The 24,986-nt window shown below is 64.5% G+C and carries 21 protein-coding genes, 1 pseudogene and 1 riboswitch; of the genes and pseudogenes, 13 read left to right on the top strand and 9 right to left on the bottom strand.

Annotated elements, in window-relative coordinates:
• Together GGR00_RS22065 and fghA are read left to right on the top strand one after the other, a co-directional pair.
• Window positions 1-147: pseudogene (locus GGR00_RS22065) on the top strand (S-(hydroxymethyl)glutathione dehydrogenase); the annotation flags it as partial.
• A gap of 201 nt (window positions 148-348) precedes the next feature.
• The gene (fghA, locus tag GGR00_RS22070) at window positions 349-1,182 is read left to right on the top strand and encodes an S-formylglutathione hydrolase (protein WP_184701198.1); all 834 of its coding nucleotides are present in this window, start codon (window positions 349-351) and stop codon (window positions 1,180-1,182) included.
• Window positions 1,183-1,186: 4 nt separating this feature from the next.
• Here fghA and GGR00_RS22075 read toward each other — a convergent pair whose 3' ends face one another.
• Genes GGR00_RS22075 through thiC form a run of 6 tightly spaced genes read right to left on the bottom strand, consistent with a single transcriptional unit; the run spans window position 1,187 to window position 6,303 of the window.
• Entirely contained in the window at window positions 1,187-1,939 is a 753-nt protein-coding gene (locus tag GGR00_RS22075; RefSeq protein WP_184701200.1) for a hydroxymethylpyrimidine/phosphomethylpyrimidine kinase, read from the bottom strand.
• The gene (locus GGR00_RS22080) at window positions 1,930-2,535 is read right to left on the bottom strand and encodes a thiamine phosphate synthase (protein ID WP_184701202.1); all 606 of its coding nucleotides are present in this window, start codon (window positions 2,533-2,535) and stop codon (window positions 1,930-1,932) included. The genes GGR00_RS22075 and GGR00_RS22080 overlap by 10 nt, the downstream gene beginning before the upstream one ends.
• Complete coding sequence (locus GGR00_RS22085; RefSeq protein ID WP_184701204.1) at window positions 2,532-3,305, bottom strand: thiazole synthase; 774 nt, start codon at window positions 3,303-3,305, stop codon at window positions 2,532-2,534. The genes GGR00_RS22080 and GGR00_RS22085 overlap by 4 nt, the downstream gene beginning before the upstream one ends.
• Before the next feature lie 4 nt (window positions 3,306-3,309).
• Complete coding sequence (thiS, locus tag GGR00_RS22090; protein ID WP_184701205.1) at window positions 3,310-3,507, bottom strand: sulfur carrier protein ThiS; 198 nt, start codon at window positions 3,505-3,507, stop codon at window positions 3,310-3,312.
• Complete coding sequence (thiO, locus tag GGR00_RS22095) at window positions 3,491-4,480, bottom strand: glycine oxidase ThiO (protein ID WP_184701207.1); 990 nt, start codon at window positions 4,478-4,480, stop codon at window positions 3,491-3,493. The genes thiS and thiO overlap by 17 nt, the downstream gene beginning before the upstream one ends.
• Window positions 4,477-6,303, bottom strand: coding sequence for a phosphomethylpyrimidine synthase ThiC (gene thiC / locus GGR00_RS22100; RefSeq protein WP_184701208.1), 1,827 nt, complete (start codon window positions 6,301-6,303; stop codon window positions 4,477-4,479). Before thiC ends, thiO begins: the two co-directional genes overlap by 4 nt.
• A gap of 108 nt (window positions 6,304-6,411) precedes the next feature.
• Window positions 6,412-6,528: riboswitch (TPP riboswitch) on the bottom strand.
• 200 nt (window positions 6,529-6,728) lie between these two features.
• Here thiC and GGR00_RS22105 point away from each other — a divergent pair.
• The 5 genes from GGR00_RS22105 (at window position 6,729) to GGR00_RS22125 (ending at window position 12,763) form a co-directional block, all read left to right on the top strand.
• A complete protein-coding gene (locus tag GGR00_RS22105) occupies window positions 6,729-7,964 on the top strand; it encodes a thiamine pyrophosphate-dependent enzyme (protein ID WP_184701210.1) in 1,236 nt (411 codons plus the stop codon).
• A gap of 3 nt (window positions 7,965-7,967) precedes the next feature.
• Window positions 7,968-8,981: an alpha-ketoacid dehydrogenase subunit beta gene (locus GGR00_RS22110; protein ID WP_055973366.1), complete on the top strand. Its 1,014-nt coding sequence runs from the start codon at window positions 7,968-7,970 to the stop codon at window positions 8,979-8,981.
• Window positions 8,982-8,983: 2 nt separating this feature from the next.
• Entirely contained in the window at window positions 8,984-10,324 is a 1,341-nt protein-coding gene (locus GGR00_RS22115; RefSeq protein ID WP_055973363.1) for a dihydrolipoamide acetyltransferase family protein, read from the top strand.
• Window positions 10,325-10,328: 4 nt separating this feature from the next.
• Complete coding sequence (gene lpdA / locus GGR00_RS22120; protein WP_055973360.1) at window positions 10,329-11,726, top strand: dihydrolipoyl dehydrogenase; 1,398 nt, start codon at window positions 10,329-10,331, stop codon at window positions 11,724-11,726.
• A 287-nt stretch (window positions 11,727-12,013) separates the two neighbouring features.
• Window positions 12,014-12,763, top strand: coding sequence for a F0F1 ATP synthase subunit A (locus GGR00_RS22125; protein WP_055973357.1), 750 nt, complete (start codon window positions 12,014-12,016; stop codon window positions 12,761-12,763).
• Window positions 12,764-12,857: 94 nt separating this feature from the next.
• On the opposite strand, the gene GGR00_RS22130 is transcribed toward GGR00_RS22125, so the two are convergent.
• From GGR00_RS22130 to GGR00_RS22140, 3 genes are all read right to left on the bottom strand, one after another.
• Complete coding sequence (locus GGR00_RS22130; RefSeq protein WP_055973355.1) at window positions 12,858-13,628, bottom strand: glycosyltransferase family 25 protein; 771 nt, start codon at window positions 13,626-13,628, stop codon at window positions 12,858-12,860.
• 585 nt (window positions 13,629-14,213) lie between these two features.
• Window positions 14,214-15,548, bottom strand: coding sequence for a uracil-xanthine permease family protein (locus GGR00_RS22135; RefSeq protein ID WP_055973352.1), 1,335 nt, complete (start codon window positions 15,546-15,548; stop codon window positions 14,214-14,216).
• A gap of 55 nt (window positions 15,549-15,603) precedes the next feature.
• Window positions 15,604-16,956, bottom strand: coding sequence for an 8-oxoguanine deaminase (locus GGR00_RS22140; protein ID WP_055973349.1), 1,353 nt, complete (start codon window positions 16,954-16,956; stop codon window positions 15,604-15,606).
• 822 nt (window positions 16,957-17,778) lie between these two features.
• Between GGR00_RS22140 and GGR00_RS22145 the strand changes: the two genes are divergently transcribed.
• The 6 genes from GGR00_RS22145 (at window position 17,779) to GGR00_RS22170 (ending at window position 24,938) form a co-directional block, all read left to right on the top strand.
• Complete coding sequence (locus tag GGR00_RS22145; RefSeq protein WP_200943447.1) at window positions 17,779-18,774, top strand: ABC transporter ATP-binding protein; 996 nt, start codon at window positions 17,779-17,781, stop codon at window positions 18,772-18,774.
• On the top strand, window positions 18,771-19,754 hold the full coding sequence (locus GGR00_RS22150; RefSeq protein ID WP_055973346.1) for an ATP-binding cassette domain-containing protein: 984 nt from the start codon (window positions 18,771-18,773) through the stop codon (window positions 19,752-19,754). Before GGR00_RS22145 ends, GGR00_RS22150 begins: the two co-directional genes overlap by 4 nt.
• 94 nt (window positions 19,755-19,848) lie before the next feature.
• Window positions 19,849-21,444 (top strand): ABC transporter substrate-binding protein, encoded by a 1,596-nt coding sequence (locus tag GGR00_RS22155; RefSeq protein ID WP_210315109.1) that lies wholly within the window; start codon window positions 19,849-19,851, stop codon window positions 21,442-21,444.
• 62 nt (window positions 21,445-21,506) lie between these two features.
• Complete coding sequence (locus tag GGR00_RS22160; protein ID WP_244487796.1) at window positions 21,507-22,457, top strand: ABC transporter permease; 951 nt, start codon at window positions 21,507-21,509, stop codon at window positions 22,455-22,457.
• Window positions 22,458-22,464: 7 nt separating this feature from the next.
• Window positions 22,465-23,418: an ABC transporter permease gene (locus GGR00_RS22165; RefSeq protein WP_244487795.1), complete on the top strand. Its 954-nt coding sequence runs from the start codon at window positions 22,465-22,467 to the stop codon at window positions 23,416-23,418.
• Window positions 23,418-24,938: an amidohydrolase family protein gene (locus GGR00_RS22170; protein WP_244487794.1), complete on the top strand. Its 1,521-nt coding sequence runs from the start codon at window positions 23,418-23,420 to the stop codon at window positions 24,936-24,938. Before GGR00_RS22165 ends, GGR00_RS22170 begins: the two co-directional genes overlap by 1 nt.
• The last annotated feature ends 48 nt before the right edge of the window (window positions 24,939-24,986 follow it).

Consider the following 24,986-nt stretch of genomic DNA (forward strand, 5'->3'; position numbering starts at 1 on the left):
GACGTGCCGAAGATCGTCGACTGGTACATGGAGGGCAAGATCCAGATCGACCCGATGATCACGCATACGCTCAAGCTCGAAGACATCAACAAGGGCTTCGACCTGATGCATGCCGGCGAGAGCATCAGAAGCGTCGTCGTCTACTAGAAACGGAACCACGCCTGGGCCTTGTTGCGGGACTCCAAAGCCTCCCAGCTTGCCCGCATGTTCCCCAAGCCAGGCGTCGACCGGCGGTGCGTTCGAGGGCTCCAAGACCTCTCGGCCGCGCCGCCGGTATCTTTTTGAGCGTTGCAGGCCCCGTCCGCCGAGGGTATGCGGGGCGGGATTGTTGATGAGAAGGCAGAGCAGATGAAGACCGTTTCCACGTCGAAGTCGCATGGCGGCATCCAGGGTGTCTATTCGCACGCATCGGAAGCGTGTGCCTGCGACATGACCTTTGCGGTGTTCGTGCCGCCGCAGGCCAAGGACGGTCCGGTGCCGGTGCTGTGGTATCTCTCGGGCCTGACCTGCACTCACGCCAACGTCATGGACAAGGGCGAATACCGTCGCCTCGCGGCCGAGCTCGGGCTGATGATCGTCTGCCCCGACACCAGCCCGCGCGGCGAGGGCATTCCCGACGAGAAGGACAACTGGCAGTTCGGTTCGGGCGCCGGCTTCTATGTCGACGCGACGCAGGCGCCGTTCGCGAAGAACTACCGCATGTACTCCTACGTCATCGAAGAGCTGCCGGCACTGATCGCGGCGAACTTCCCGGCCGACATGTCACGCCAGTCGATAACAGGTCATTCGATGGGCGGCCACGGCGCGCTGACCATCGCGCTGAAGAACCCGGAACGCTTCAAGAGCTGCTCGGCCTTCGCGCCGATCGCCCAGCCTTCGACGGCGGGCTGGTCGAAGCCGGCACTGGAAAAATATCTCGGCACCGATGAGGCTGCTTGGCGCGCCTATGACACGACGCTGCTGATCGAGGATGGCAAGCGTTTTCCGGAGTTTCTGGCCGACCAGGGGACCTCGGACGGCTTCCTCCAGGAAGGCCTGCGGCCGTGGCTGCTCGAAGATGCCTGCAAGAAGGCCGGCATCGGGCTGACCCTGCGCATGCAGGACGGCTATGACCATTCCTACAACTTCATCTCCACCTTCATGGACGACCATCTGCGCTGGCACGCCGCCCGGCTGGGCTAGGCGCTCAGGAGATCGAGGCGAGAAGCTTGGCGAAGACATGGCGCTTCGCCTTGCCGACGCTGTTCTCCAGCGTTTCATTTTGCGCCAGATGCGCCGCTATCGCGCTCGCCAGCATGCAGCCGGTGCCACGCATGGCCACCGGAATGCGCGACGCGTCGAACCGGATTGGATCGCGTCCCGGCAGGAGCAGCAGGTCCGTCGACGATTCTCCCGATGCGTGACCGCCCTTGACGAGAATGGCGGGGGCGGTTGCGTCGAACAGCCTGCCGGCCTGCCGGAGGATGTCGCGTTCGCCAATGGCGAGCGGCAGGCCGGACAGCAGCGCCAGTTCGGGCAGGTTGGGGGTGACCAGCGTGCACAGCGGAAACAGCTTGCGCTTGAGCGATGCCATGGCATTTGCGTCGAGCAATGGTCGTCCCGAGGTCGAGGCCAGCACCGGGTCGAGCACCACGGGGATCGGCAGGCTGCTTGCCAGTACCGAAGAGACCGTCTCTATGGTCGGGGCGCTGCCGAGCATGCCGATCTTGGCCGCCTTGACCGGATTGGCTGCCAATGCCGTGCGCATCTGGGCGGCGACGAGGTCGGGCAGCATCTGCTCGATGCGTGCGACCGCCTGATGCGACTGGACCGTTACCGCTGTGACCGCAACGCAGCTGCGCAGGCCGAAGGCCGACACCGTTTCGACATCGCGGATGATGCCGGCGCCGCCGCTCGAATCCGAGCCGGCGACGATGAGCACATGCGGGGTCATCGCCATTGAGCCGTCGCCGCCAGCCATTGGCGGGTGCGGCCCTCCGGGTCGGTATTCAAGGTGATGTCGGTGACGACGGCAGCGCTGTCGGCGCCTTGTGCGAAGACGCCAGGGATGCGCTCGACGTTGAGCCCGCCGATGGCGACCAGCGGCACCGTGCCGACGCGCTGTTTCCAGGTGGCGATGCGGTCGAGCCCCTGCGGTGTCCATTTCATCGCCTTGAGGATGGTCGGATAGACGGGGCCGAGCGCGACATAGTCTGGTGTTGCTGCAAGCGCCGTGTCGAGTTCGGCATCGTCATGGGTGCTGAGGCCGAGTTTCAGGCCGGCGCGGCGGATGGCACTTACATCGGCTTCGGCGAGGTCTTCCTGGCCGAGATGGACGAAGTTGCAGCCCTCGTCGATGGCGAGGCGCCAGTGGTCGTTGACGATGAGCTGGCAGCCATGGCGTTCGCAGACAACCTTCGCGGCTCGGATCTCGGAACGCAGGCCGGCCTCGTCCATGTCCTTGATGCGCAGCTGCACCAGCTTCACGCCCAACGGCACCAGGCGCTCGATCCAGGCGGCGGAATCGACGATGAAGTAGAACGGGTCGAGCTTCATGAGAACGCTGCCATGCCGATGACGGGGGTGGAGGGGACGGCCATGTCGCGCGGTTCGAGCAGGCCGGCACCGAATGCCTGGCGTCCGGCCCTGACGGCCTTGCCGAAGGCAGCCGCCATGGCAACGGGGTCGCCGGCCTTGGCGACGGCGGTGTTGAGCAGCACGGCGTCGTAGCCGAGTTCCATGACGGTGGCCGCATGCGACGGGCGGCCGATGCCGGCGTCGACGATCAAGGGCACATCAGGGAAATGGCCGCGCAGGCTGCGCAGGGCATCAGGGTTTTGCGGACCTCGCGCCGACCCGATCGGCGCGCACCAGGGCATCAGCACCTTGCAGCCGGCATCGACCAGCCGGCCGGCGACAACGAGATCGTCGGTCGTGTAGGGAAAAACCTCGAAGCCTTCTGCGGCTAGGATTTTCGCCGCATCGACCAGCCCGAACACGTCGGGCTGCAGCGTGTCGTGATTGCCGATGACTTCGAGCTTGATCCAGTTGGTGCCGAACACCTCACGCGCCATGCGCGCCGTCGTCACCGCTTCCTTGATCGAATGGCAGCCGGCGGTGTTGGGCAACACACGCACGCCGAGCGACTGGATCAGCGACCAGAACTGCCCGCCGGTCTTGCCGCCGGATGTTTCGCGGCGCAGCGAGACGGTGACGATGTCGGCGCCAGACGCCTTGATCGCCTCGGCCATGATCGCAGGCGAGGGGTAGAGGGCGGTGCCGAGGAGAAGCCTGGAGGAGACCTGTTGTCCGTAGAGTTCGAGCATGAACTCACCCTCCCTTCATCGGTGCGAGGATTTCGATACGGTCGCCCTCGGCCAGCACGCAGCCGTCGCGTTCCCTTGCCGGCACAACCTCGCCGTTCAGCGCCGTGGCGAGCCAGCCGCCCTCGTAGTCGAGTTCTGCAAGCAATGCCGCCAGCGTGCCGGCCGCAACCTCGTGGCTTTCGCCGTTAACGGTGAGCTTCATCGGCGAGCTCCTTCTTCGTCTCGTGGCCTAGGATCAGGCCGGCGGCCTGCCGCGCGATGGCGGGCGCGAGCAGGAAGCCGTGGCGATAGAGGCCGTTGATGCGGATGGTGTTCCCGTCGCGCTCGACGCGCGGCAGGTTGTCGGCGAAGGCGGGGCGGACGCCAACACCCGTCTCGACCAGTTTGGCCTCGCCGAAGGCCGGATGCAGCGCGTAGGCGGCGTTGAGCAGTTCCATCACCGAGCGCGTGGTGATCGGCCGGGTAGCGTCATTCTCGATCATCGTCGCGCCGACCATGAACAGGTTGCCCGACCGCGGGATGACATAAACCGGGATGCGCGGATGCAGCAGCCGCACCGGTCGCGCGAGGGAAACCTCCGTAGTGCGCAGGATCAGCATCTCGCCACGCACGCCGCGCAAGCCTGGCCGCGTGTCGGCCATGCCGGTGCAGTCGACCTCGATACCAGGCGACCCAGGCGCCTGCACGGCGCCAAAGCCGAACTCGAAACGCACGCCCATCTGCACCAGCTTTTCCTTTAGCCCTAGCAGCACCTTCCGCGGATCGAGGTGCGCCTCCTGGGCGAAGAACAATGCACGTCCGAAACGTCCTTCGAGGTCTGGCTCGAGTGCAGTGACGGCCTCGGCATCGATCTGCCGAAAAGCCGATGTGCGCCGGCCGAAGCGGTCGAGTTCGGCCGCATCACGCGCCGGTGCCACGACCAGCGTGCCGTTGCGCATGACATGGCCGGGCAAGGCGGCATTCCACCAGTCGGCGGCGTCTCGCCCGAGCGAGAGCACTGCCTCTTCGGCGCTTTCGCGCTCGCACCACGGCGCCAGCATGCCGCCGGCATGCCACGAGGCATTGCCGGCGATCTGCCTGCGCTTCTCGACCACGGTCACCTCGGCGCCGCGTGTCGCCAGCTCATGTGCGAGCGTCAGCCCGGCGACGCCTGCGCCGCGGATCAGCACCTTCATGGCTGGCTCGCTGTCTCCGCCGGCTCGGCGTTGTCGACCGGCATGTAGAGGTCGCCGCCGTCGCGGTACTTTGCCGCCATCGCTGCCAGCCCTTCCTTCTGCGCCTCGGCGCGGATGTCGTGGGAGATCCGCATCGAGCAGAATTTCGGGCCGCACATGGAGCAGAAATGCGCCACCTTGTGCGCCTCCTTGGGCAAGGTCTGGTCGTGGTAGGCGCGCGCCGTTTCGGGGTCGAGCGACAGGTTGAACTGGTCCTCCCAGCGGAACTCGAATCGCGCCCGCGACAGTGCATCGTCTCTGACCTTGGCCGCCGGGTGGCCCTTGGCGAGGTCGGCGGCGTGTGCTGCGATCTTGTAGGTGATGACGCCGACCTTGACGTCGTCGCGGTCGGGCAGGCCGAGATGTTCCTTGGGCGTGACGTAGCAGAGCATCGCCGTGCCGAACCAGCCGATCATCGCCGCGCCGATGCCCGAGGTGATGTGGTCGTAGCCGGGCGCAATGTCGGTGGTGAGCGGCCCGAGCGTGTAGAAAGGCGCTTCGCCGCAGACCTCCAGTTGCTTGTCCATGTTCTCCTTGATCTTGTGCATCGGCACGTGGCCAGGGCCTTCAATCATCACCTGGCAATCCTTGGCCCAGGCGATCCTGGTCAGCTCGCCCAGGGTCTCCAGTTCGGCGAACTGGGCGGCGTCGTTGGCGTCCGCAATCGAGCCGGGACGCAGGCCGTCGCCGAGCGAAAACGCCACGTCATAGGTGCGGCAGATGTCGCAGATTTCCTCGAAGTGCTCGTAGAGGAAGCTCTCCTTGTGATGGTGCAGGCACCACTTGGCCATGATCGAGCCGCCGCGCGAGACGATGCCGGTGACGCGGTCGACGGTCAGGTGGATGTAGGCCAGGCGCACGCCGGCATGGATGGTGAAATAGTCGACGCCCTGCTCGGCCTGCTCGATGAGCGTGTCGCGGAACACCTCCCAGGTCAGGTCCTCGGCGATACCGCCAACTTTTTCGAGCGCCTGGTAGAGCGGCACCGTGCCGATGGGCACCGGCGAATTGCGGACGATCCAGTCGCGGATGTTGTGGATGTTGCGGCCGGTGGACAGGTCCATCACCGTGTCGGCGCCCCATCGCGTGGCCCACACCATCTTCTCGACCTCCTCGGCCATCGACGAGGTGACGGCGGAATTGCCGATGTTGGCGTTGATCTTGACCAGGAAATTGCGGCCGATGATCATCGGCTCGCTCTCGGGATGGTTGATGTTGGAGGGGATGATGGCGCGGCCGCGCGCCACCTCGTCGCGGACGAATTCGGGCGTGACGAAATCGGGAACGGCTGCGCCGAAGCTTTCGCCGTCGCGCTGGAGCTTTGCCTTGAGCTGCTCGCGGCCAAGGTTTTCGCGGATGGCGACAAATTCCATCTCGGGCGTGACGATGCCGGCGCGGGCATAGGCGAGCTGGGTGACGGCGCGGCCGCCGGTGGCGCGCAGCGGGGCGCTGCGCACCGGGAACGCCGGCGTCAGCCGTTCGGGCGAGACGAAGCCGTTGTCCGCGTCCTTGACCGCGCGGCCGTCATAGCGCTCGACGTCGCCGCGGGCGATGATCCAGTCCTCACGCAGCCGCGGCAGGCCGCGCTCGATGTCGGTCTGCACCGTCGTGTCGGTATAGGGGCCGGACGAATCGTAGACGGAGACGGGCGGCTCGCCGGATGTCGGGTGAACCGATATTTCGCGCATCGGCACCCGGATTTCGGGATGCAGCTTTCCTGCCTTGTGAACCTTCCTCGAAGCGGGAAGTTCGCCGGTCGTGACTGTCGGGGTGTGGGCATTCATGAGTGAGTCTCCGGTGCTATGGAGACCCAGTTCGTGCGATGAGGAGGAGGTGAGGTTTTGCCCGGGGACCTCGGGCGTGAACCCGATTGCCAAAGCCGGATAGCCGGCCTGCAGCGCCTCGCACCGTCCCTACGCCAGTGTGAACTGGATCAGGTTCAACGGGTCACTGCGCTGCGCGAGCCAGCAGTATCTCAGCCCCTTGTCGGGACCCCCCTGGTGAGGCCGGCAACATGGGCGAGGAATGCCGGTGCTGTCAACGGCCTTTCGTTGAAGCCGAGACAATGCCAAAGTCCCTGATGTCGGGACCCCATTGAAGTTTCGATGACGATCGGATAATAGGTCAGTATCACTGACATAAATTGTCTGGCGCTTGCGGTGTTCCGGGGAAGGACGTTCGGCCCGCAGGCAAGACAGGAGGAGCATCCGTGACGGACAATCCCTCGCCACTCAAGTTTCACGTGCCCGAGCCCGAAGTGCGGCCAGGCGGAACGCCAGACTTCTCCAACGTGCCGATCCCCAAGGCCGGTTCGGTCGACCGGCCGCCGGTCGATGTCGACCCCAGGACGATCCGCGATCTCGCCTATTCGATCATCCGCGTGCTCAACCGCGAGGGCGATGCGGTCGGGCCGTGGGCCGGCACACTGACCGACGAGGAACAGCTCGAAGGCCTGCGCCACATGATGACGCTGCGCACCTTCGACGCGCGCATGCAGATGGCCCAGCGCCAGGGCAAGACCTCGTTCTACATGCAGCATATGGGCGAGGAGGCGGTGAGCTGCGCATTCCGCAAGGCGCTCAACAAGGGCGACATGAATTTCCCGACCTATCGCCAGGCCGGCCTGCTGATCGCCGGCGGCTATCCGATGGTCGACATGATGAACCAGATCTATTCCAACGAGAAGGATCCGCTGAAGGGCCGCCAGCTGCCGATCATGTATTCGGCCAAGGAGCACGGTTTCTTCTCCATCTCCGGCAATCTGACGACGCAGTACATCCAGGCGGTGGGCTGGGCGATGGCGTCTGCCATCAAGGGCGATACCAAGATCGCGGTCGGCTGGGTCGGCGACGGTGCCACCGCCGAGAGCGACTTCCACGCGGCCCTGGTCTTCGCCTCGACCTACAGGGCGCCCGTCGTGCTCAACGTCGTCAACAACCAGTGGGCGATCTCGACCTTCCAGGGCATTGCCCGTGGCGGCTCCGGCACCTTTGCGGCGCGCGGCCTCGGCTTCGGCATCCCGGCCCTGCGCGTCGACGGCAACGACTATCTCGCCGTCCACGCGGTGGCGAAATGGGCGGCCGAGCGCGCCCGCAGCAACCTCGGGCCGACACTGGTCGAATACGTCACCTATCGCGTCGGGGCGCACTCGACCTCGGACGATCCCTCTGCCTACCGGCCCAAGACCGAGTCGGACGCCTGGCCGCTCGGGGACCCTGTGATCCGGCTGAAGAACCATCTCATCAGGCGTGGCCTGTGGTCCGACGACCGCCACAAGCAGACCGAGGCCGAGATCCTCGAAACAGTCATCGCAGCGCAGAAGGAAGCCGAGAGCCATGGCACGCTGCATGCCGGCGGCAAGCCGTCAACGCGCGACATGTTCGAGGGTGTCTATGCCGAGATGCCGGCGCATCTCCGTCGCCAGCGCCAGAAGGCGGGAGTGTAGCCCATGCCGCGCATGACAATGATCGAGGCCATCCGCAGCGCCATGGACGTTGCCATGGGCCGCGACGACAACGTCGTCGTGTTCGGCGAGGACGTCGGCTATTTCGGCGGCGTCTTCCGCTGCACGCAAGGGCTTCAACAGAAATACGGCCGGTCGCGCTGTTTCGACGCGCCGATCAGCGAACTGGGCATCGTCGGCGCTGCCGTCGGCATGGCTTCCTATGGCCTCAAGCCCTGCATTGAAATCCAGTTCGCCGACTATGTCTATCCAGCATACGACCAGATCGTTTCGGAAGCGGCACGATTGCGCTACCGCTCCAATGGCGAATTCACCTGCCCGATCGTCATCCGCATGCCGACAGGCGGCGGCATCTTCGGCGGCCAGACCCACAGCCAGAGCCCCGAGGCATTGTTCACCCATGTTTCAGGCCTCAAGGTGGTGGTTCCGTCCAATCCGCTCGACGCCAAGGGACTGCTGATCGCTTCGATCGAGGACCCCGATCCGGTGATCTTTCTGGAGCCGAAACGATTGTACAACGGTCCCTTCGACGGCCATCACGACCGACCCGTCACGGCCTGGTCCAAGCATGATTTGGGCGAGGTGCCGGAAGGCCATTACACGGTGCCGCTCGGCAAGGCCGAGATTCGCCGGCCCGGTTCCGCCGTCACCGTGCTCGCCTATGGCACCATGGTCTATGTCGCCCAGGCGGCAGCCGAGGAGACCGGCATCGACGCCGAGGTGATCGACCTCAGGACGCTGCTGCCGCTCGATCTCGAGACCATCGTCGCCTCGGTCAAGAAGACCCGCCGCTGCGTGGTGGTGCATGAGGCGACGCTGACGTCGGGTTTCGGCGCCGAACTGGTGTCGCTGGTGCAGGAAAACTGCTTCTACCACCTCGAAGCACCCGTCGCCCGCGTCGCCGGCTGGGACACGCCCTATCCGCATGCCCAGGAATGGGACTACTTCCCCGGACCCAAACGGGTCGGCGAAGCTTTGATCGAAACAATGGAGGCCTGAGCATGGGCGAACATGTCATCAAGCTTCCCGACGTCGGTGAGGGCGTGGCCGAGGCCGAACTGGTCGAATGGCACGTCAAGATCGGCGACCTCGTGCGCGAGGACGCCGTACTTGCCGCCGTCATGACCGACAAGGCGACGGTCGAGATCCCGTCGCCCGTCGATGGCGAAATCCTCTGGCTTGGCGCCGAGATCGGCGACACGGTCCCGGTGGGCTCGCCAATCGTCAGGATCAAGGTTGCCGGCGAGGGTGGTGTGGCTGCGACAGAGGCTGAGAAGCCTTCGGGTGTGCAGGGTACCCCTACCCCTGACCCCTCCCCACAAGGGGGAGGGGAACAACCGTCCATTGCCGTCTCGAAATCCGACACTTCGAAGGCCGGCAAAGAAACTGCAAAAGCGCCAACCGGATCCCCCTCCCCCTTGGGGGGAGGGGCTAGGGGTGCCGCCGCGACCATCGGTCTGCCGCGCCCAGAGGGCGAGCGGCCGCTGGCATCGCCCGCGGTCAGGCTGCGGGCCAAGGAAGCTGGCATCGACCTGCGCCAGGTCTCCGGTACCGGTCCGGCCGGCCGCATCACCCATGACGATCTCGACGGCTTTGCGGCGCGGGGTTCGGCGGTTCCCACGGCCGGGCTGCTGGCAAGGACCGAGGTCGAGGAGATCAAGGTCATCGGGCTGCGCCGGCGGATTGCCGAGAAGATGGCGCTGGCCAAGTCACGCATCCCCCACATCACCTATGTCGAGGAGATCGACGTCACTGCGCTGGAGGAACTGCGCGCCAAGCTCAATGCCTCGAAGAAGCCTGACAGGCCGAAGCTGACCTTGCTGCCGTTCCTGATGCGGGCGCTGGTCAAGGCGGTGGCCGAGCAGCCCCAGCTCAACGCGATCTATGACGACGATGCCGGCGTCATCCAGCGCCATGCCGGCGTGCATATCGGCATGGCGGCGCAGACCCCGGGCGGGCTGATGGTGCCTGTCGTCAGGCACGCCGAGGCGCGTGACATCTGGGATTGCGCTGGCGAGGTCAACCGCCTGGCCGAAGCCGCCAAGGCCGGCACCGCGACGCGCGAAGAGCTGACCGGCTCGACCATCACCATCACCTCGCTCGGCGCGATGGGTGGCGTCGCCACGACGCCCGTCATCAACTATCCGGAAGTGGCGATCGTCGGGGTCAACAAGATCATGATCCGGCCGATGTGGGACGGCACCCAGTTCGTGCCGCGCAAGATGATGAACCTGTCGTCCAGCTTCGACCATCGCGTCATCGACGGCTGGGATGCGGCAGTCTTCGTCCAGCGCCTGAAGGCGCTGCTCGAGGCGCCGGCAATGATCTTCGTGGAGGGCTGAGGCTGTGAAGGAAATCTCCTGCAAGCTTCTCGTCATCGGTGCCGGTCCCGGCGGCTATATCTGCGCCATCCGCGCCGGTCAGCTCGGCGTCGACACGGTCATCGTCGAGGCGGTCAAACCTGGCGGTACCTGCCTCAATGTCGGCTGCATCCCGTCCAAGGCGATGATCCACGCGGCCGACGAGTATCTCAAGGTGAGCGAAATGGCCGGGGGCACCAGCCCGCTCGGTATCAGCCTGTCCGCACCTGCGCTCGATCTTGCCAAGACCGTCGCCTGGAAGGACCGCATCGTCGGCCGCCTGACCACCGGCGTCGCAGGCCTGCTCAAGAAGGCCAAGGTCAAGTCGGTGCAGGGCTGGGCGCGTTTCCGCGACGGCAAGACCGTCGAGGTCGAGACCGAAACCGGTCTGCAGGTGATCCGTGCCGAGACCATCGTCATCGCGACGGGATCGGCTCCCGTCGAACTGCCGTTCCTGCCCTTTGGCGGGGCGGTGATTTCTTCGACCGAAGCGCTGGCGCTCAAGCAGGTGCCGCAGGCGCTGGCGGTTGTCGGCGGCGGCTACATCGGGCTCGAGCTCGGAACGGCCTTCGCCAAGCTCGGCGCCAAGGTGACCGTGGTCGAGGCGTTGCCGCGCATCCTGCCGCAATACGATGCGGAGCTTACCCGGCCGGTCGCCAAGCGGCTGGAAGCACTCGGTGTCAAGGTGCTCACGGGCGCCAAGGCCAAGGGCTTGTCCGCCAAGGGCGACGCACTTCTGGTCGAAGCGGCCGACGGCGGCGAGCAGAAGATTGTCGCCGACAAAGTGCTCGTCACCGTCGGCCGCAAGCCGCTGGTCGACGGCTGGGGCCTGGAAGAGATCGACCTCGACCGCGACGGCCGCTTCATCCGCATCGACGAGCAGTGCCGCACCTCGATGCGTGGTATCTATGCCATCGGCGACGTCACCGGCGAGCCGATGCTGGCACACCGCGCGATGGCGCAGGGCGAGATGGTCGCCGAGATCGTCGCCGGCCACAAGCGCAGCTGGGACAAGCGCTCGATCCCCGCCGTCTGCTTCACCGATCCCGAGGTCGTCACTGCGGGTCTGTCGCCAGATGAGGCCAAGGCCCTCGGCATCGAGATCAAGTCGTCGCAGTTCCCGTTCTCGGCCAATGGCCGGGCGATGACCTTGCTCGGGGAGGACGGGTTCGTCCGCATCGTTGCCCGCGCCGACAACCATCTGGTGCTCGGCATCCAGGCGGTGGGCACCGGCGTTTCGGAGCTTTCGGCCGCCTTCGGCCTGGCAATCGAGATGGGCGCACGTCTCGAAGACATAGCCGGTACGATCCACGCCCACCCGACGCAAGGCGAAGCCTTCCTCGAGGCTGCGCTGCGCACGCTCGGCCACGCGCTCCACATCTGACGTGGAGCGCTTTGCGCCGCGTCACCTTGTGTCTTGTCTGCGCTCGCCGGTTAGGCTAACAAGCCCACGCACTGGACGACCAGTGCCTTGCTCATTCGGGGACGGCCCCATCCAAAAGATGGCGCCGATCAATTGTCACCCCGACCGAAATTCATCCTGAAAAATAGCGAAGACGTTGCGGACCGGCGATTGACGGCCCGTGGGCGCACTCGGCCGCCCCGGGCTTCCGGGCCTCGCTCCTTGATGCGCGCTTTTTCATCACCAATCGAACAGACCGGAGAGGCGCTGTGGCGGGACCGATAGAACAGTTTGAAATCAAGCCGATTTTCACCCTCTTCGAGCTTGGGGGCCAGGAAATCGCCTTCACCAATTCGGCTGCCTACATGGTGGGCGTTGCGGTGTTCAGCGGGTTGTTCCTGATGCTTTCCACCAATGCGCGCGCGCTGGTGCCCACCCGCCTGCAGTCGATCACCGAGCTGATCTACGAGTTCGTTTCGAAGACATTGCGCGACAATGCGGGCGAGGGGGGGATGCGCTTCTTCCCGCTGGTGTTCTCGCTGTTCGTCTTCATCCTGATCGCCAACCTGGCCGGCATGTTCCCCTATGCGTTCACGGTCACCAGCCACATCATCGTGACGTTCTCGTTCGCCATGCTGGTGTTCGCGACCGTCACGCTCTACGGCATCTGGAAGAACGGTCTCGGCTTCTTCCGCCTGTTCCTGCCATCCGGCGTGCCACTGGTGCTTTCGCCGATCATCGTGCCGATCGAGATCGTGTCCTACATCTCGCGGCCGATCAGCCATTCGGTGCGACTGTTCGCCGTCATGCTCGCCGGCCACATCACGCTCAAGGTGTTTGCCGGCTTCATCGTCAGCCTCGGCGGCATGGGCACGCTTGGTGTCTTCGCAGCCGTCCTGCCGCTGGCGATGACGGTGGCGCTGACCGCACTGGAACTGCTGATGGCGGTGATCCAGGCCTACATCTTCACCATGCTGACCTGCATGTACCTGAACGACGCCCTGCATCCCGGGCACTGAAGACAGGGCAGCATCCAAACGCGAGGCCCGCCCGTTGCTGCGGGCCTTTTCGTTTCAGGCTCCGGCACAGAAGCGGCAGGCGACCGCCTCAGCTTCAGCCGAATGGAATACGCTGCTTCGTGAAGTCGTCGAGCTTCATGGCCCGCCTAACAAGAGCCCAGGCCTGGCGGAAGGGGCGGACGAATTCATGCCGCAGTTTCCGGATGCTGCGCTTCTGCCTGGGACGCGGCTCCGAAAAGCGGAACAGGTCGATGGTGCTGTGGAATTCGCCGACGGCTTCGGTCTCGACGGTGCTCTTCTGCCTGACTGGCGCAGGGATCATCTGGTAGACGTTCATGTCGTCGATGACGGGTTGCCCGAACACGAACATGTCCAACGGAAGGACAAAGTGCTCGGAGACCTCGATGAGCCTTGCGGCGGCTGCCCGTGAGACGACGTAGCAGGCGCCACCTTCGTGCAGCGAATGCAGCCTGCGGAGCGACCTGGCCGGCCCCAGGAAAATGGGGTCGTTGGCGACCGCCGCCTTGGTTCCCGTCGTTTCGAGCTTGATGATGTCTGCGCCCGCGGGAATCCAGCTTTCAACAGCGAGGAAATGACCTGCAGCGGGAGCCAGCCAGGCGTCATCCTCCACGATCGCCGCGAACGCTTCGCCCGAGTGGAGAAATGCCTGCCAGGCCGACCGATGGCTCAGGAAGCACGCCGTTATGGCCGCTTGCATCTTGTGCACGGTCAAAACATCGTCGCCGAGTATCAGGCCGTCGATCGCCGGGATGCGGATGTAGGACAGGTTCAGGCGCTCGAATTGTTCGGCCATGAACGCCAGCCGGCCGGGCGAGCGGTCAAGATTGATCAGGTAGCACTTCATGGCAGCACGACCTCACGCCAGGCGTGGGGAATTCTAGCAGTTGCCGAGGCAAACGAAATCCCTCGCACATGCAGCAAGGGCTACTGGGCGCGGAAGCGGATTCCGCTCGTTTTCGTTAACCAACGATTAACCAAGCCCTTGCCTGTGGAGCTAATTTAGTGCTCACTAATCTTGCTGAGGGGTCACGTGGTGGCGGGAGAGTAAAATGACGTTCCGCGAGGTTCGGGAGCAGTTGAGAATTGTCGGAATCCTGATGAGCAAGAGGGGCAGCAGCATTCGGGTCAACCATTTCGGTGGCATGCCCGAGACTGCATGTTTCACTTCAAGCTTGGACGAAGCGCTAACGGCCGGCCTATCCATGGCGAGGCCAAAACACCTGCCAAAAAACTGGTGCGCGCATCGTTAACCGTCATGAACGCATGCCCGAAGGAGCCTCGGCGGCCGTGCGGCTGTTGAGAGCGGATGGTCGTGGGTTGGCCAGCCGGGCACGCATTGACGGAAGCATGTTTCGCTGAATTTCCATTGCTGGCCCCGCCGATTCCGGCTGGCGGGGCTGTCTCGTGTCGACTGTACGCATAGGCAGGGTCAGCGGCCCCGCAGCAGTTCGGGCATCCGCACCAGCAGGATTTCCGCGGCGAAGACGGTGACTGCACCCACGACGATCGAATGGGTGAGCATTTCGGCAAGGACCTGCGGCAGGCCTCCCGACAGCGCTCCAGCAAGTGCCGGGATGCCCAGACCCGCCATGAGGCCGAGCGGTGCGACCAGGTTCTTGACCGCCGAGCCGCGATCCTGGCTGGCCATCTGGATGCCGGTCATGACCACAGTCGCTGCTGCCGGCAGGAACAGGCCGCCGACCACGGCGGCCGGCGTCGCGACCAGCACTGCTGCGACCTTGGGCAGGAAGGCCAGCGCGATGAAGATGAAACCGGCGACGCGCACGACATGCCGGCTGGCGACGCCGGTCAGCCGGATCACGCCCAGGTTCTGGGCATAGGCGGTGGTGCCGAAGCCGCCGATGAGTGCCGCAAGCATCGACCCGCCCGCCTCGCCGGCGATACCGGCGTTGACGCGCTTGTCGCTGAGTTCGACGCCGGTCAGCCGGGCGGTGGCCTCATACATGCCCATGGCCTCGACCACCGCCACCACGAAGACGATGCACATGGTGATGGTGATTGCAGGATCGAAGGTGAGGGAGCCATAGGGCAGGAGCCTGGGGAAGGCGACCCAGGGTGCCTGGCCCACGCCCGAGAAGTCGAGTTGGCCCAGGCCGAAGGCCAGGGCGTCGCCGACGACCAGGGCGATCAGGAATCCGAACATGCGAAACGTGCCGCCGAGTGCCGCGCTGATCAGGACGACGGCGGTCGTCACGCAGGCGAGGAAGACGCTTTGGCCGGTGGCAAAATTGGACGTGCCGATGCCGCCAAAGAACTCCATGAATGTGAAGCCGGCAAGGGCTATGCCCACCAAGGTAATGATGGTGCCGGACACTGCCGGAGAAAGCAGCCGCCGCAGCCGGGCGAACTGGCCCAGCACCGACAGGATGAAGACGAACGCCGCCCCGATGATCAGCCCGAGGCTGGCGGCCGAAATGGTGCCGGCCTTGTAGTAGCCGATGGCCAGCGGAGAGAATGCCGAGGACGGGCCCTGCACCACCGGCAAACGCACGAGCTTGGTGCTCTGGATGACCGTGACCACGCCGGCGGCGAGGAATGTAGCCGTCACGAGATTGGTCGCCAGGGCGGCGGAAAAGCCCGCCACCGAGGCTATGAAGATCGGATCGAGCCAGGCATTGGACACAAGCGCCTGCTGCAGCCCCAATGCGATCCGGCGCTGGGCGGGGATGTTCTCCTCCACATCCCCGACCGCGCTTTCGACGACGTCATGCTCGCCCGCATGGGCTTGAACATATTCAGCCATGATACCTCCTCCCAGAAGTATGTGCCGCCTTGGCGGCGTTGAGTGATGCTGTTGGTCAGGCTTCGAGGCACTGCATGCGGCGTGAATGCCGGGCATGCTCGGCAAGCACGTCGCCGAGCCCGGGCATCACCGGGCGACCGTCCTCGACGAGGATCCGGCCGTTGACGACCGTCGTGCCGGCGGTCGCCGGGCCGCAGCGCAGCCAGGCCTCGACCGGGTCGCTGTGGGCGCCGGCGAGGGCCACCTCCGACATGCTCCAGAGGACGAAATCGGCGCAGGCGCCGGGCCTGAGGTGGCCGATCTCGTCTTCCCAGCCAAGGCAGGCCGCGCCGCCGCGGGTCGCGATGTCGAGCGCGTCGCGCGCCGACATCGAGTGCGGCCCGTTGCGGTAGCGTCCAAGCAGCAGCGCGGTGCGCGCCTCCAGCCACATCGAGGCATGGTCGGTGGAGGCCGAGCCGTCGCAGCCGAGCCCGACGCGCATGCCGCGCGCGCGCAGGCCCATGGCGTCGGCCGAGCCGCCGCCGATCAGCATGTTGGAGCACGGACACTGTGTGGCGCAGACGCCGGCATGGGCAAGCCGGCCGATCTCCGCGTCAGTGGGGTAGATGAAATGCGCGACCCAGGAGCGCTTGCTGGCCCAGCCGACGCGCTCGAAATATTCGGTCGGCGTGCAGCCATAGACCTCGGCGCAATACTTGTCCTCCTCGGGGTCCTCGGCGAGGTGGGTGTGCAGCCTGAGGTCGTATTTGTCGGCGAGGCGCGCCGATTCCGACATGATGCGTTCGGTGACGGAAAACAGCGAGCACGGCGCCAGCGCCACGCGCGTCATCGCGCCCGGCCTGGCGTCGTGGTACGCCTCGACCAGACGGATGCTGTCGTCGAGGATGTCGTCCTCGCGCTGGACCACCGAGGCCGGCGGCAGGCCGCCATCCTCGACCGAACGCGTCATAGACCCGCGCGTCGCGTAGAAGCGGAAGCCGATGTCGGTGCTGGCGCGGATCTGGGCGTCGATCAGTTTGGGCTTGGGATGGACATACATGTGGTCCATCGAGGTGGTGCAGCCGCCCATCAGCAGTTCAGTCATCGCGACATAGGTCGAGGCGTAGACGGATTCTTCCGTCAGGCCCGCCCACATCGGGTAGAGCCCGGTCAGCCACTCGAACAATGTGCCGTTGGTCACCGGCGCGTAGGAGCGTGTCAGGTTCTGATACATGTGGTGGTGGGCGTTGATCAGGCCGGGCGTGACCAATCGGCCGCGCGCGGAGATAACCTTCGCAGCGACCGGTTCGTCGCCGGCCTTGCCCACCGAATGGATTCTCTTGTCTTTGACGGCGATCCAGCCGTCGGCGATTTCCCAACCGCGATCGACATACACGTATGCGTCACGGACGAGCAGGTCTACGGACATGCAACTTCTCCAGGTCGGTTCTCATTCACTCCGACGAAGCTGCGTGTCAGCCTCGTCGCGCTATGAGCCCTGTCCCTGGAATTGCGAGTTCCGGATCGTCATCGACTGGTAGGTTGAGCGGGCTTGCTCTGATCATGCTGTCCAGACACCGACTGACGCTGCAGTCGCCATCCTCGCCTGAGCGAAAGCTCGCGCGTTCGCATCATCAGGCAACGGCGATGCAATCGCAGATTTGCCCTTGTGTCAATTTATTTTCATTTGAGGGATTGCGGTGCCACGCAACGCTGCAACGGGGTCAGGCCGCAGCGGGGCCTCCGCCTGTTGCTTCTTGCGTTCGAAAATCAAACGAACGGCCCGCCTGGATGCTCGATCCAAGCGGGCCATTGGCATTGCGTAGGTGGCGGGGGCGGGTGGCCGACGCAACGCTTGAACGATACATTTAAGGCGTCACGTCGGCGTTACCCCACCTGCCCATGATACATCTTACTCCGCCACGGCTGGCAGGCAATTAGCTCAATGGATGGATGTCGGCAGAGGCCATTTACGACCTCAAAAGTATACGATATTGTCAATACATTGTGCATAATGTGACTTGAATTCACCTCTCTGAGGTGATTGCGGGCCGCATGGTGCCGCCGTCAATCTAACATGCCATGGGAGGCTGAAAGGCCCGAGAAGGCAGCCTAAGCAGGCTTCTGCCGGCTGCTGAACACCCCAGGCGCCGTACATCTTATTCTTCGTGAGTACGATGTTGACAATAAATTGTATACATGAAACGAATTGGTGATCGCGCTTTCCAACTCGATCTCGGGAGGAAACTGAGTGCTGCAGGACGCCGATGTCGTTCTTTCGGTCCGTAATCTGAGGACCGCTTTTGTCACCCCTGCCGGCGTCGCCCGGGCGGTTGACGATGTAAGCTTCTCGCTCAGCCAGAATGAAATTCTGGCCATCATCGGCGAGTCCGGCTCCGGCAAGACAGTGACCGCGCTGTCGCTGATGAAACTGGTGCCGACGCCGCCGGGCAAATATCTTGGCGGCGAGATCGAGATCGACGGCAAGAACATCCTCGCCCTCAGCGAGCGCGAACTCGAAGACGTGCGCGGCAAGACCATCGGCATGATCTTCCAGAACCCGCGCGCCTCGCTCGATCCTTCGTTCACCGCCGAGTTCCAACTCGTCGAGACCCTGCTGCGGCACAATCCGCAGCTCGACCGCACCGCCGCCCAGGCCGCCGCCCGTGAGGCCCTGATCGAGGTTGGCTTCGCTGACCCGGACAGGGTACTCGCAAGCTACCCGCACCAGCTCAGCGGCGGCATGTGTCAGCGCGTCGGGCTGGCGATGGCGCTCGCCTGCCAACCCAAATTGCTGATCGCCGACGAGCCGACGACCGCGCTCGACGTCGGGGTGCAGGCGAAGATCCTGCTGCTGCTCAAGAACCGCAGCCGCGACACCGGGCTGCCGATCGTCTTCATTACCCACGACATCGGCGTGGTACGCGCCATCGCGACGCGTGTGCTGGTGATGTATGGCGGGCACGTGCAGGAGGAAGGCGCGGTCGAAGACCTGCTTGCCACGCCGCACCATCCCTACACCCAGGCGCTGATCCGCTCGATTCCCGACCCGGACGAGGATCACGGCAGCATGACCTACATTCGCGGCGAGCCGCCAAATCTGCTGGCGCCGCCGAAGGGCTGCCGCTTCGCTCCGCGCTGCGAACATGCCACCGGCCGCTGCCGCGACGAGGTTCCGGCGTGGCACAATCCCGAGCCGGGACGCTACGTCCGCTGCCACCTGTTCGACCTGGAGGCACGCCAGTGAGCGCCCAGAACCTGATCGAAGTCCGCAACCTCAACAAGGCCTTCACGGTCAGGCGCGGCGCCTTGTTCAGCCGCACGACGGCAAGTACCAAGGCCGTCAACAACGTCAGCCTGGATATCAGGAAGGGCGAGATTCTCGGCTGCGTAGGCGGATCCGGTTCGGGAAAATCGACGCTTGGCCGGATGATCCTGCGGCTGATCGAGCCCGACAGCGGCGAGGTCCGCTACGACGGGCAGAACCTCGGTGCGCTTTCCCAGGAAGAGATGCGGGGCTTCCGCCGACGCATGCAGATCGTCTTCCAGGACCCGCTGCAATCGCTCAATCCACGCCGGACCGTGGCCGAGAATGTCGAGCGGCCGCTGCTCAATTTCGGCACTCCTAAGGCGGTCGCCCGCCGGCGCGTCGAGGACTTGCTGGAGCTTGTCGGCCTCGATCCGACACAGTCCTATCGCTATCCGCACGAGTACAGCGGGGGCCAATGCCAGCGCATCGCCATCGCCCGCGCCCTGGCCCTGGAGCCGGAGTTCCTGTTCCTCGACGAGCCCGTCTCGGCGCTCGACGTCTCGATCCAGGCGCAGATCCTCAACCTGCTCGGAGACCTTCAGAAAAAGCTCAATCTCACTTTCCTGTTCGTCTCGCACGATTTGAAGATCGTCAAGCAGTTCTGCGACCGCACGATCGTCATGTACCGCGGCAATATCCTCGAGACGGGATCGAGCGAAGCCGTCTACCGCGAGCCGAAACATCCGTTCACCCGCGATTTCCTGGGAACCGTCCTGCACGTGCGCGGCGACATGCGCTGGGAGCAGGCGGCCGAACGCGCCGAAGACCTCGAGGGAACGGCCAAGCTCGGGGGTTCGTGCTGCCCCTATGTCGGCAATTGCGCGGACTGCTTCGAGGCATGCCGTCGATCCGCACCGCCGCTGATCGAAATAGAAAACCAGCGCAACGTCGCCTGCTTTCTCTACGACCACCGCTGAGGGGCGGTGGCGCGGAGGAAGAAACATCTGTCCAACTGGGAGGAAAAGCATGATGTTTCGGAAGTCCAACGCCCCAAGACGAATAATGCGCCGAATGCGCAACCACCTCGCTGGTAGCGCGCTTGTGCTGCTGGCCGCGAGCTTCGGCAGCACTGCGGTCGTCGACCTGGCGCACGCCGAGGGCAATACCATCGTGTTCGCCGTCGAGTCCGATTTCAGTCGCCTCGACCCACACGCCTCGCGGACATGGAACACCTTCAAGGTGGTCCGCCATATCTTCGAAACCTTCGTCGAGGAGGACCTCACCAAGGGCGGCTCCGAGACGCCGGCGATCGTGCCTGCGCTCGCCGAAAGCTGGGATGTGTCGGAGGACGGCAAGTCCTACACGTTCCACCTCCGCAAGGGCGTGCAGTTCCATGATGGCACGCCATGGAACGCGGAAGCTGCGAAATTCAACATGGACCGGATGACGGACAAGAATTTCGAGTTCCATCAGCCGGTGTCGCCCGGCCTGATGGGCTGGATGTGGCAGGACCTGGCCAGCTACGAGGTGGTCGACGAAAACACCTTCAAGATCAACCTCAAGCAGCCCAATGCCGAGTTCCTGCGCCGCATGGCGGCCGGCGGCTCCGGCGCGCCGCGGATGATCAGCCCGACCGCGGTCAAGACCTTTGGCAACGACAATGTCGAGCAACATCCCGTCGGGACCGGGCCGTTCAAGTTCGTCGAACGGGTCGTCGGCGAGAAGCTGGTCATCGCCCGCAACGAGGCCTACTGGAACGAGGCGCGCAAGCCGAAAGCGGACCAGATCGTGCTGCGCGGCATTCCTGAGGTTGCCACCCGCGAACTCGCGCTGGTCGGCGGCGAGGTCGACGTGATCGGCACGCCGTCGCCAGATTCGCTCGAGTTCCTCAAGCAGCAGGGCATGCAGATCATCTCTGGCGACAGCCCGATGCTGTATGTCATGTGGATCAATACCAAGGATCCGCATTTCAAGGATCCGAAGGTGCGCAAGGCCATGTGCATGGCCATCAACCGCGAGGACATGGCCAAGTATCAGCGCAAGGGCCTGGCGCGGCCGTCCTACGGCGTCCTCAATTTCGGCGGCCCCGGCTACGACCCGGGCTACAAGGATTGCGAATACGATCCCGAGGGCGCCAAGAAGCTGCTTGCCGAAGCCGGTTATCCCGATGGCTTCACCACCCGCATGGACTGGACCTTCGGGGCCGGCGCCGACGTCAACACCAAGGGCGATGCGGAGTGGCTTCAGCGCGACTTCGAGAAGGTCGGCATCAAGGCGTCGATCGAGATGTTCGACAACAACACCTTCTGGGAAATGATGTCGAAGGGCATGCGCGATGGCACCGGGCTGACCTCGGCGTCGTGGGGAGAGAGCACGTTCGCCTGGCTCGACCAGGTCGTTGCCACCGGTGCGCTGCCGCCGAACTGCTGCAACTCGGGCTACTACAGCAACGCCAAGATCGACGAGTTGCTGTCTGCTGCCCGCGGTGCGGCGTCGAGCGAGGAGATGGACAAGAAGCTGCATGAGGTTCGCGACATCATCGCCGGCGACATGGCCTTCACCTCTTACTACACCGCCATGTCGACGTATGCCGCGCGGCCCGAAGTCAAAGGCTTCGTGCTGGCGCCGCAGCACTGGTTCGACCTGACCGGCATCACCAAGCAGTAGACGTCACACGTCCGACCGGCCCGTAGCGCGGGCCGGTCGGCGATGCAGTTGGGAGGCTGTCCGTGTCGATCATCGCTTTCATCGGAACCAGGATGCTCTATGCCGTGCCAGTGCTGCTCGGCGTGACCGTCATCGTATTCCTGTCGTTGCAGCTCATTCCCGGAGACATCGCGCTCACCTTGCTCGGCCGCATGGCCACCCAGGCACAGCTCGAAGCCCTGCGCCTCGACCTCGGGCTCGACCGGCCGCTGCTCGTCCAGTACGCCGGCTGGCTGCTCGACCTGTTCAGGGGAGACATCGGCAACTCGATCTCGCAACAATTGCCGGTCACCCAGATCCTCGGTCCCAAGATCGTCAATTCGCTGATCCTGATGGCGGGCAGCCTGACGCTCGTGCTGGCCGCCGGCTTCGTGCTCAGCGTGGCGTCGGCACCGCGGTTCCGCACCTTTGCCGATCGCGCGGTCGTCGCGCTCACCCTCGTGCTGGCAAGCCTGCCGGTGTTCTGGCTGGGCATCGTCCTGCTCTATTTCTTCGGCTTCAAATGGAAGCTGTTCCCGATATCGGGCATGTACAACATGGTCGACCCGGGAGGCCTCGGCCAATTGCTGCATCACATGGTGCTGCCGGCCATCACCACCGCGGCCTCGTCCATCGCGGTCGTCACCCGGGTCACCCGCTCGCGCATGATCGACGTGCTGGGCCAGCCCTATGTCCTTGCGGCGCGGGCGAGGGGGCTGAGCCGCAGGCAGATCGTGCTGCGCCACGCGGTGCGCAACACCTTGCCGACCTTCGCCAATATCGGCGGCCTGCAGATCGGCTATCTCTTCGGCAGCGTCATCTTCACCGAGATCATCTTCAACTGGCCGGGGGTCGGGCTGCTGCTGTTCGATGCCATCATGCAGCGCGATGTGCCGGTCATCCAGGGTTGCGTGCTTGTCGTGGCGATCGTCTTCGTGCTCGGCAACATGGTCTCGGACGTCATCGTCCATGCCCTCGATCCCAGAAAGCGGTGAGACAACCATGAGCGTGACCTCCATGGCAACGACCAGTCCTGCTTCCAGCCAGCGCTTCAGCCCGGCGCGTCGCTCCAACCTCTATTTCGTCTGGCGCGGCGTCCTCGGCGATCCGGTGGCCCGCATTGCGGCGGTCATCATCTTCTTGCTGGTGCTCTGCGCGATCTTCGCTCCCTATCTGGCGCCGTTCCCGCCCAATGAGGCCGATCCCGCCCTGCGCCTGCAACCGCCGGGCACGCCGGGTCATCTTCTCGGGCTCGACCACCAGGGCAGGGACATCCTCTCGCGCCTGATCTATGGCGCGCGCCTGACCCTGCTTTCGGGCGTCGTTCCGGTCATCCTGGGCGCGGCCATCTCGATCCCGCTCGGGCTGATCGGCGCTTGGTACCCGCGCCTCGGCGAGGTGGTGATGCGGGTGATGGACGTCTTTTTCGCCTTCCCCATGGCGCTGCTGGCGATCATGCTCGCGGCACTGATGGGGCCGGGCCTCGGCAACATGATGATCGCGCTGGTGGTCACCCTGATCCCCTACAACACGCGCGTGGTCTATGCCGCCGCGAGCCAGGAGCGCGAGCTCGCCTATATCGAGGCGGCCAAGGCGATGGCGACGTCGGATCTCAAGATCCTGTTCGTCGAGATGCTGCCCAACGTGGTGGCCGCTTCAGTGGTCTACAGCTGCACCATCGTCGGTGCCGTCGTCATCACCGCAGCCGGTTTGAGCTTCCTGGGTCTCGGGGTCCAGCCGCCGATCGCGGAATGGGGCATCATGACCAGCGAGGGCAGGAGCTATGTCTTCGTCGCGCCGCATATCGCAGCGCTGCCCGGCCTTGCGATCACCGTGCTGGTGATGGCTTTCAACCTGCTCGGCGACTCGCTGCGGGATTCGCTCGATCCCAAGACCAGGCTGCAACTCGTCAAGCATCGCGCCGCGCCTTCGGATAGCGATGAAGGCAAGGCGTGATGGCGATGCAGACGGTCATTCGAAACGCGCGCATCCTGACGCTCGACGAGCGGGACACCGAATATGCCGAAGCCGACATCGTCATCTCGGGCGGCAAGATAGAAGCCCTGGGGCCGGGTGCCGCGAAGGAAGCGCGTGAAGGCGCCCATGTCATCGACGGCAAGGGGCTTCTGGCGATGCCCGGTCTCGTCAACGGGCACTTTCATTCGCCCGGCAATTTCATGAAGGGTGCGCTCGGCAACTCGCCGCTCGAGCTGTTCATGCTCTACGAGGTGCCGCCGCTGATGGATCAGGTGGCCTCGCCGCGCTTCGCCTATGTGCGGACGATGCTCGGCTGCATCGAAATGCTGAAGCAGGGCGTCACCTCCGTCCACGACGATTGCTTCTTCGTGCCGGTGGTCACCGACGACGAGGTCGATGCCGTCATGCGTGCCTATGCCGATGCCGGCATTCGCGCCACCGTCACGCTCGACCAGCCCAATGTTCCCGAGCACCAGAAATATCCTTTCCTGAAGGACCTTCTTCCCCCGCAGCTGCTCAAGCGCATGAGCGAGGTGCGCCTGATGACGGATGCCGAACTGCTGGGCTGCTACGACCGGTTCATGGCGAACTGGCATGGCGCGGCATCCGGCCGGCTGCGCTGCGCGGTGTCATGCTCGGCGCCGCAGCGCGTGACGCCGGCCTATCTGCAGGCGCTTGGCCGGATCGCCCGCGAACGCGACATTCCCTACAACATGCACATTCTGGAAACCCGCCTGCAGCGGGTGCTTGGCCAGGAGAATTTCGGCAAGTCGCTGATCCGTTATGTCCACGACCTGGGCGTGCTCAACGAACAGGCGATGGTCATCCACTCGATCTGGGTCGATGAGAACGACATCGCGCTGCTTGCCGGCTCGGGGTGCTCGGTTGCGCACAATCCTGTGTCGAACCTCAAGATCGGCAGCGGCGTCATGCCGTTCCGGCGGTTGCAGAAGGCCGGGATCAATGTCTGCATCGGCAATGATGAGGCTTCCACCGACGACGGCATCAATCTCTGGACCGTGGCCAAGGTTGCCGGCCTGGTGCACAATATCGGCGACCCCCAGTATGACGACTGGCCCCGGCCGGTCGAGATACTGACCGCGCTGACGTCGGGTGGCGCACAGGCAATGCGGCTGCCGCAACCGTCTGGGCGTCTCGCGCCCGGTTTCCAGGCCGACATCATCCTGCTCGACCTCAATTCTCTGGCGTTCACGCCGCTGAACGACCTGAGGCGGCAACTCGTCTATTGCGAGAACGGCTCCTCGGTCGTCACCACCATGGTTGGCGGCGAGATCGTCATGGACAACCGCAAGCTCCTGACGGTCGACGAGGAAGCTATCAAGGCCGAGGCACGGTCGCTTGCCGGCGAGTTCTCCGACTACATGGTGCGCTGCAAGTCGGCCGCCGATGAACTCGAGCCGTATTATCGGCAGATGTATCTCAAGGCGCTCGATACGCCGGTCGGCCTGGACAGGTGGGCCGGTCCGATGGTTCCGTAGCCAGCGCGCCGTTCACCACGACAATTTTCAATCATCACAACCGGATAG

Source organism: Aminobacter aganoensis, from assembly GCF_014206975.1.
Taxonomy (GTDB): domain Bacteria; phylum Pseudomonadota; class Alphaproteobacteria; order Rhizobiales; family Rhizobiaceae; genus Aminobacter; species Aminobacter aganoensis.